The organism is Nocardia sp. NPDC005978, from assembly GCF_040614455.1.
GTDB lineage: Bacteria > Actinomycetota > Actinomycetes > Mycobacteriales > Mycobacteriaceae > Nocardia.
This window is the reverse complement of record NZ_JBEXUS010000060.1, coordinates 40,902-48,677: the sequence shown is the minus strand read 5'-3', so window position 1 is coordinate 48,677 and position 7,776 is coordinate 40,902. Positions and strand designations below refer to the sequence as shown.

Annotated in this window: 5 protein-coding genes and 1 pseudogene; 3 read left to right on the top strand and 3 right to left on the bottom strand. The window is 72.2% G+C overall.

Features of this window, described 5'->3' with window-relative positions; genetic code table 11:
• Window positions 1-108 precede the first annotated feature (108 nt).
• Window positions 109-1,908 (bottom strand): DEAD/DEAH box helicase, encoded by a 1,800-nt coding sequence (locus ABZ319_RS24920; protein ID WP_354988887.1) that lies wholly within the window; start codon window positions 1,906-1,908, stop codon window positions 109-111.
• A 254-nt stretch (window positions 1,909-2,162) separates the two neighbouring features.
• Here ABZ319_RS24920 and ABZ319_RS24915 point away from each other — a divergent pair, with 254 nt between their 5' ends.
• Window positions 2,163-2,984: a carbon-nitrogen hydrolase family protein gene (locus ABZ319_RS24915; protein ID WP_354988890.1), complete on the top strand. Its 822-nt coding sequence runs from the start codon at window positions 2,163-2,165 to the stop codon at window positions 2,982-2,984.
• Between the two features lie 251 nt (window positions 2,985-3,235).
• Window positions 3,236-3,868 (top strand): phosphoribosyltransferase family protein, encoded by a 633-nt coding sequence (locus ABZ319_RS24910; RefSeq protein WP_354988886.1) that lies wholly within the window; start codon window positions 3,236-3,238, stop codon window positions 3,866-3,868.
• A 446-nt stretch (window positions 3,869-4,314) separates the two neighbouring features.
• Here ABZ319_RS24910 and ABZ319_RS24905 read toward each other — a convergent pair whose 3' ends face one another.
• Together ABZ319_RS24905 and ABZ319_RS24900 are read right to left on the bottom strand one after the other, a co-directional pair.
• Window positions 4,315-4,842 (bottom strand): gamma carbonic anhydrase family protein, encoded by a 528-nt coding sequence (locus tag ABZ319_RS24905; RefSeq protein ID WP_354988885.1) that lies wholly within the window; start codon window positions 4,840-4,842, stop codon window positions 4,315-4,317.
• A 252-nt stretch (window positions 4,843-5,094) separates the two neighbouring features.
• Window positions 5,095-5,865 (bottom strand): alpha/beta hydrolase, encoded by a 771-nt coding sequence (locus ABZ319_RS24900; protein ID WP_354988884.1) that lies wholly within the window; start codon window positions 5,863-5,865, stop codon window positions 5,095-5,097.
• A gap of 234 nt (window positions 5,866-6,099) precedes the next feature.
• Here ABZ319_RS24900 and ABZ319_RS24895 point away from each other — a divergent pair.
• Window positions 6,100-7,776 (top strand): annotated as a pseudogene (locus ABZ319_RS24895) (hypothetical protein); the annotation flags it as partial.

The window sequence follows — 7,776 nt, the reverse complement described above, 5'->3', positions numbered from 1 at the left end:
GCTGCGCCGTACGGCATGATCGAACACGACATGACCAGCACGCCCGAACACCGCAGGCTTTTCGGCCTGGGCGCGAGTTTTCGTGCGAGCTGCGCTGTGCGGGAACCGCTAGGTGCGGGGCTTGCGCTTGTGGTCCTGGCGCTTGAAGTCCCGGTCCGCGGGGCGGCGGGGGGCACGGCTCATCGAGCGCTGGCCGGGGGCGCCGGAATCGAGCTCCAGCTGAATGAGCTGACCGCTGATGCGGGTGCGGCTCAGCGCGTTCAGGGTCTCCTGCGACAGGTCCGCGGGCAGCTCGACCAGGCTGTGGTCCGGGCGAATGCTGATGTGGCCGAAGTCGCTCCGGCGTAGCCCGCCCTCGTTGGCGATGGCGCCGACGATCGCGCCGGGCGCGACCTTGTGCCGCTTGCCGACCGCGATGCGGTAGGTCGCCAGCTCCGCGCCGGTGTTGCGGTGCAGCGAGGGGCCGCCCTCGCGCGGGCGGCGCTCACGGTCGCCGGCGAAGGAGCGCTCGGGACGCTCGCGGCGCTCGCGCACCACGGGCTCCGGGTCGGGCTCCATGAAGAAGTTGTTGCCGTCGTACGAGCCGACCGCCAGGGCCGCGGCGATGTCCACCAGCGGAATGTTGTGCTCGCGCTCGTAGTCCTCGATGAGCTTGCGGAACAGCGGCAGGTTCGCCGACGCGAGGTTCTCGGTGATGGTGTCGCCGAACTTGGTGACGCGCTGCGCGTTCACGTCGTCCACGCTGGGCAGCTGCATCTCGGTCAGCGGCTGGCGGGTCGCGCGCTCGATGGCGTCGAGCAGGCGGCGCTCGCGCGGGGCGACGAACAGCAGGGCGTCACCGCTGCGGCCCGCGCGGCCGGTGCGGCCGATGCGGTGCACGTAGGACTCGGTGTCGTGCGGGATGTCGTAGTTCACCACGTGCGAGATGCGCTCGACGTCCAGGCCGCGGGCGGCGACGTCGGTGGCGACCAGGATGTCGAGCTGGCCGTTCTTGAGCTGACCGATGGTCCGCTCACGCTGGGCCTGCGCGATGTCGCCGTTGATGGCCGCGGCGGAATAGCCACGCGCGCGCAGCTTTTCGGCCAGCTCCTCGGTGGCCTGCTTGGTGCGCACGAAGATGATCATGGCCTCGAAGGACTCGACCTCGAGGATGCGGGTCAGCGCGTCCAGCTTGCGCTGGTACGACACCGACACCCAGCGCTGGGTGATGTTCGTGTTGGTGGAGGTCTTGGTCTTGACCGTGATCTCCACCGGGTCGTGCAGGTACTGCTTGGCGATCTTGCGGATCACCGGCGGCATGGTCGCGGAGAACAGCGCGACCTGCTTCGTTTCGGGCGTGTCGCGCAGAATGCGCTCGACGTCGTCCTGGAAGCCCATCTTGAGCATCTCGTCGGCCTCGTCGAGGACCAGGTACTGCAACTGGGTCAGATCCAGCGTGCCGCGCTCCAGATGGTCGATGACGCGACCGGGCGTGCCGACCACGACGTGCGCGCCGCGGCGCAGGCCGGACAACTGCACGGCGTAGTTCTGGCCGCCGTAGATCGGCAGCACGTTCAGACCCGGAATGTGGGTGGAGTACCGGCCGAAGGCCTCCGCCACCTGGATCGCGAGCTCACGGGTCGGTGCGAGCACCAGCGCGCGCGGGGCCTTGCCGGTGACTTCCAGACCCATGAGGATCGGGATGGCGAAGGCGGCGGTCTTGCCGGTACCGGTCTGCGCGAGACCCACCACGTCCGAGCCCGCCAGCAGCGGCGGAATCGTCGCAGCCTGAATCGGCGACGGCGATTCGTAGCCGACATCGGCGATGGCCCGCAGGACGCGGTCATCGATACCGAGATCAGCGAAGGACGGGCCGTTCGCGTCCCTCTCGTCGTCAGTGGGAACGCTGTCGGCCGGTGAGGTACTCATTGACCAGCAGTTTACTGCCTTACCCTGGTCGCCCCGACCATCGGGTGAATAGGCTGGAAGTCGTGCAACCGGACAACCCGCCCGCATCTGCGGCAACGCCCCCCGTTCTGTCGGCATCCGGGCTGGGTCACGCCGAACCCGCGCCCGTCCGCAACTACGTCACCGGCGCGGTCACGACCGCCGAATCCGCCAGCTCAGAGGCGATGAGCGCGCTCGCGCACGAACCGGCGGCGCAGGCGGCGGCTCCCGTCGGAGTGTCGCCCGCGGGCGCGGTGGACATCGCCGTGGTGCAATTCGCGCCCGGCGCCGACACCGTGGCCAATCTCACCGCGTTGCGGGCCGAGGTGCGGGCGGCCAGTGAACTCGGGGCGAAGGTCGTCATCGCACCCGAATACTCGATGTACGCGGTGACGCGGCTGGACGAACGGGTGGTCAAGGCGGCTGAACCGCTCACCGGTCCGTTCGTGAACGGATTGCGCGGCATCGCAGCCGAATTCGGGGTGCACCTGGTGGCCGGCGTGGTGGAGGCGCCCGGCGGTGATCAGCCCGCGGACCGCATCTACAACACGCTGGTCGCGGCTACCCCGAACGCCGAATTCGCCGCCGTCTACCGCAAGGTGCACCTGTATGACGCGTTCGGATTCCAGGAGTCCGAGCTGGTGCTGCCCGGCCCGCTCGACCCGCCGCAGACCTTCACCGTCGACGGGGTCGTGTTCGGGATGCAGACCTGTTTCGATCTGCGGTTCCCCGAGGGCATCCGGCGCATCGCCGACACCGGGGCCCACGTGCTGGTGCTGCCCGCGCAATGGATCCCCGGCCCCGGCAAGGTCGATCAGTGGACGACGCTGCTGCGGGCGCGGGCCATCGAGAACACCATGTACGTGGCCGCTTCGGACCAGGCCGCCCCGCGCGGCTCGGGCGCGTCCATGATCATCGCCCCCTCCGGCGCGGTACTGGCCGAGCTGGGCGATCAACCCGGCATCGCCACCGCCCGCGTGGACCTGGACCAGCTCCGCGAGGTGCGCGCCACGAATCCGAGTCTGGCCCTGCGCCGCTTCGGAATTCGCGAGGAGTAGGCCACCCGCACGGGGGTGTTCACGCGCAGGCGAGAATCCGGCGCTGCCCGGTTGGCGCCCGCCAGAGCTATGCCGGCCGGCGACCGTCACACGGCCGAGGTGTCGTGCGGACGGGGTCGTCGTGGGGCCGGCAAGCTCGTCGGGCGGCAAGGCTTGCCGCCGGCGAGATGCCGCCGGTTCCTGCGCGCGGGACGGGCGCGGCAGCCGAGGGCCGAGCCGAGGGGCGGCCGGCGCAACTAGACTGGGCGGCAATGACCTATCCGGATCGGGGGACCGCCGGGCGGGCACTGGGCGGGGTGCTCGTGCGGTTGCGCACGGCGGATCCGCTGCTGCTGGGGTTGCCGCGCGGCGGGGTGCCGGTGGCGGCGGCCATGCGGCGCATCATCGGCGGAGATCTGGACGTGCTGCTGGTGCGCAAGCTCGGGGTGCCGTGGCAGCCGGAACTGGCGGTGGGCGCGATCGGCGAGGACGGGGTTCGGGTGCTCAACCCCGACGTCATGCGCCTCACCGGCGTGACGCCCGAGCAGATCGCCGAGGTCGAGCTGCTCGAACGCCGGGAACTGGAACGCCGGCGGCGCGTATTGCGCGCGACCCCGCCGATCCCGCTGAAGGACCGCACGGTGGTGATCGTCGACGACGGCATGGCCACCGGCGCGACGGTCGCGGTCGCCTGCGAGGTCGCCCGCCTGCACGAGCCCCGCCACCTGCTGGTGGCGGTCCCGGTCTCGTCCTGGGAAGCGCTGCAACGCATTCGGCTGCTCGCCGACGAGGTGGTCTGCCCCCTGGTCCCCCGCCAACTCGGCGGCGTGGGCGGGGTCTACGACGACTTCCACCAGCTGACCGATGACGAGGTCGTCGCCCTGCTCCACCCGCCGGAGGCGTGAGGCCCTGTCGCGGCACGATGCCGCCCGGGTGCGGTTCGAGCACGGTGGGCGGGCAGTCGCGCCGGGCGACGGCGCGCCCGGTCGGCCCAGCGTGCGGGTGCCATCGCGCGAGAAATCGGTTGCTCGGCCATGACGCCCGGCAGGCACGGCGTGCGTGCGCGGCCGACATGGTCCGGGCTCGCGGTTGGCACGGGTCCGGCCCCGGTTGCACCGGACCGCCACCGGCCGAACTCGAGGCAGGGCGAAGGTCGGTGGGCTCAGCACCGGTTGTGCTCGGCCCGCCCGAAGGGTTTGGCGGCGAACGTGGTTCGACCGGCAGCCGGTGACCGGCCGAGTGCCCGGCCGCCTGCGGGCGGCGGTACCGGGGTCCGCTTCAGTGGCGGCCTCCGTCACCGTGACGATGTGTCGGTGGAGGTGGAGCGGCCGGATGTGGGTGGGGGACGGGGTTATTCGACCTCGGTCAGGCCGGTGCGGTGGCGTTGGGCCAGGTCGGCGTAGTAGGAGGGGTTGATCTTGACCCACATTTCGGCTTGGGTGCCCGCTATGGGGCGTTTCACCTCGGCGGGCGCGCCGGCTGCGAGGACGCCGTCGGGGATCTCCTGGCCGGGCTGGACCAGGGAGTGGGCGGCGATCATCGTGCCGCTGCCGATCTTGGCGCCGTCCAGCACCGTGCTGGCGTTGCCCACAATCGATTCCGCGCCCAGCGTCGCGCCGTGGAACACGACCGCGTGGGCGAGCGTCGCGCCCGGGCCGATCTCCACCGTCACCTCCGGCGGCACATGGATCACCGCGTTGTCCTGCACGTTCGCCCGCTCACGAATGATGATGGGCGCGAGGTCGGCGCGCAGCACCGCCCCGTACCAGATCGAGGCCCCCGCCTCGACCCGGACGTCGCCGATGAGCGTGGCCGTGGGCGCGATGAAGGCCGTCGGGTCGACCGTGGGCCGCTTGCCTTCGAATTCATAGAGTGGCACGCCTGCCAACGTAAACCCTTGCCCCCGCGAACGGTTCGGGACGACGTACGCCGCGCCGCGAATCCGATCCGGCAGCGGCGCGTTCAGAGCGCCGCGAACCGGCCGTGCGGTCCCGGCGGGTTCACGGCGGCGCGCACCGTCCTCGGCGAGGCCGCGACCGCGGCCGGTCGGCCACCGGGCGTTCCGGCGCGGGCCGGCGCTCCGGTCGGTCTCGCGATCACACGCTCGCCGGTGCCGGGGCGGTTCCAAGTCTCACCGGGCGAGTTCTTCGATCCAGGTGACGATGTCGGAGGCGACCTCCGTGTGAACCGGCTCGTGCAGGAGGTCGTGTCCCGCGTCCCGGTACTCGCGGTAGTCGGCGCGCGGTTGGTGGCGCACCCAGGCGCGGACGACATCGACCGGTGCACGGCGGTCATCGGTGCCGTGTACCACCAGGGTCGGAAGTGTCCCCGGGAGTTGGGGTTCCGGGCCGGGACCGGCGGGGGCGACGTGCGCGGCACGGGGATCGGCTGCCGCCGGAGTGGATCGGGCCGACTGCGCGCCGCGGTTGCCGGCCGAGGGAGCGGTCCGGTCCCCGGGGGCGGTGCGGGTGGAGACCGGCGGAGCGCCGCGCAGGATGGTTTTCGGGGTCCCGCAGAGGATCAGGGCGGAGACCGGCGGAGGGGTCGCGGCGGGCGGGACCAGGGCGGGGCACGCGCCGATCAGGGCGAGGGCGGTGGCCGCGCCGAGGGAGTGGCCCATCAGGACCAGGGGGGTTGGCGGGATCTGCGCGAGGAAAGTCTGTGCGTCTCTCGACAATTCGGGCAGGGTGCCGGGGTGCCGGGCATCGCCCTCGCTGAGGCCGTGGCCCGCGGTGTCCAGGGTCCACAGGTCGATGTGCGCGGCGTTCAGGACGCGGGCGAAGCGGTGATAGTGCCCGCTGTGCTGGCCGATTCCGGGCAGCAGGGCCACGCTCGCCACGGCGTCGGGGGCGGGCCAGTGGCGGTGGTGCAGCCGCCCGCGGGGGCCATCGAAGAACGGCATCCGGCGATTGTCGCAAATGCCGGGACAGCCGGATTCAGCCACCTGACCGGGGCGGCGCGCGGGTGTGCGCGCGCTCGGTAATGCCGGGCGACACGCCGAAACGGGCTGTAGGGTTCTCCGCGTCCGGCCGGGCCGGCAGCACGCATCCGGTCATTACGCTGTGGCGCGACCCGGCACGCACAGGCGCGTGCGCGGGGACGCGGGTGTCGGCGCAAAGGCACAGGAGGGCCGCGATTGATTCTGTTCGGTGATCGTGTCGTGTGCAGCACCTCGGATCTGGTGTCAGCGGCGCGTTGTGAGTTCGCGCTGTTGCGCGCCCTCGACGCCGAACTGGGACTGGTGCCGAGAATCGGCGACCCGGCCGCCAGAACGCGCGTCGAGGACCCCGCGGTGGCCGACCGGCTCGCCGATCTCCGGGATCGGTTCGGCGCGAGCGTGGTCCGCGTCCACTGTCCCGAACACGGCGACGCCGCGCCCGCCACGGCGAACCTGATCGCCGCGCACGACCACACCCTGGCGGCCCTGCGCACCGGAGCCGACGTCGTCGCCGGCGCCGTGCTGTTCGACGGCTCGTTCGTGACCCGCTGCGATTTCCTGCTGCGCGACACCGCGTCCGGCGATCCGGGCTACCTGCCCGCGGCCGTCGCCGCCACCGCCGACCGCATGACCGCGCTGCTGCGCCTGGCCGCCACCGCGCAGGCGTTGCGCGACATCGGTTTCCGGCCGCGCGCGCACGCGCGCCTCTGGCTGGACGGCGCGCCGGTGACCGCCGCGCTGACCGAGATCGCCCTCGTGCACACCGCCCGCCGCCGCCGGCTCGACCTGATCCTGGACACCAAGCTCGGCGAACTGCTCCCCGTGCAGTGGGGCGACCGCCGCTTCCTGGCCTGCGGCCGCTGCCGCGTCTGCACGGCCGAACTCCACGCCCAGCGCGATCTGTGGCTGGTCGCCGGCATGCGCGCCACCACGCACGCCCAGCTCCGCGACGCCGGCATCACCACCGTCGAGCGCCTGGCCGCCGCCGACGCCACCGTCACCGGCGTCCCCGCCCCCACCTTCACCGCCCTGCGCCGCCAGGCCGAACTCCAGCTCCACCGCGAGCGCAGCGCCCACCCCACCCACGCCCTGCTCTCCGCCGCCGCCCTGGCCGCCCTCCCCCATCCCACCCCGGGCGATCTGTTCGTGACCGTCACCCCGGCGGTCGGCGACACCGATGGATGGCCCGCTCGCGGCGTGCGCCACCCGATCGAGAGCGAGCCCGTCCCCGGCGATCTCATCGTTCGCGTCTGCTCCGTGGCCGCGCCCGGTTACGCCGGGATGGACCGGGCGGCCGCGGGTGGCGGTGACGCCTATTCGGTGAGCCCCCGGACAGCACACGCCGCGCGGCAAGGTGCGGGCAACCGGGTCTTCGAGCTGCTCGCGGGCGGCGGGACCGGCGGGCCGAGTACGCCATTCGACTACACGGGTCCGCACACCGGTGCGGGCGCGCTGGCGACGGCCGCGCTCCACCCGGTGATGCTCGCCGCGGGGACTCCTCCGGTCGCCGTGCGCACCTTCGTGATTCGGCCCGACGCCGACAACACCCACGCATCCGGCGATGACGGCCGGGCACTGCTCGAATTCGTCGAAGAGTGTCAGGGCCGGCATCCGGATCTGCGAATCCACCACTACCGCACCGAGCTACGGCCGCTGCTGAGCGAGCTGGGCGAACGGTGGCCCGAGGGCGAGGACACGGTCTCGGAGCTGCTGCCCGCGGTGGTGGACCTGTACCCGATCGTGCGATCGGCGATGATCGTCGGCGAGCGCTCGTACGACCTGCGCGAGCTGCCGCCCAATCGCGCGGCGCACGCCCGATCCCGCTCCGGCGAAACGGATCTCGCGCACGCGAGCGGCATGAATCTCGCACACCAG

Bases quoted from the DNA above. Each gene is read 5' to 3' on its own strand.
- ABZ319_RS24920 (WP_354988887.1), bottom strand. From the start codon at position 1,908: ATGAGTACCTCACCGGCCGACAGCGTTCCCACTGACGACGAGAGGGAC.
- ABZ319_RS24910 (WP_354988886.1), top strand. From the start codon at position 3,236: ATGACCTATCCGGATCGGGGGACCGCCGGGCGGGCACTGGGCGGGGTG.
- ABZ319_RS24900 (WP_354988884.1), bottom strand. From the start codon at position 5,865: ATGCCGTTCTTCGATGGCCCCCGCGGGCGGCTGCACCACCGCCACTGG.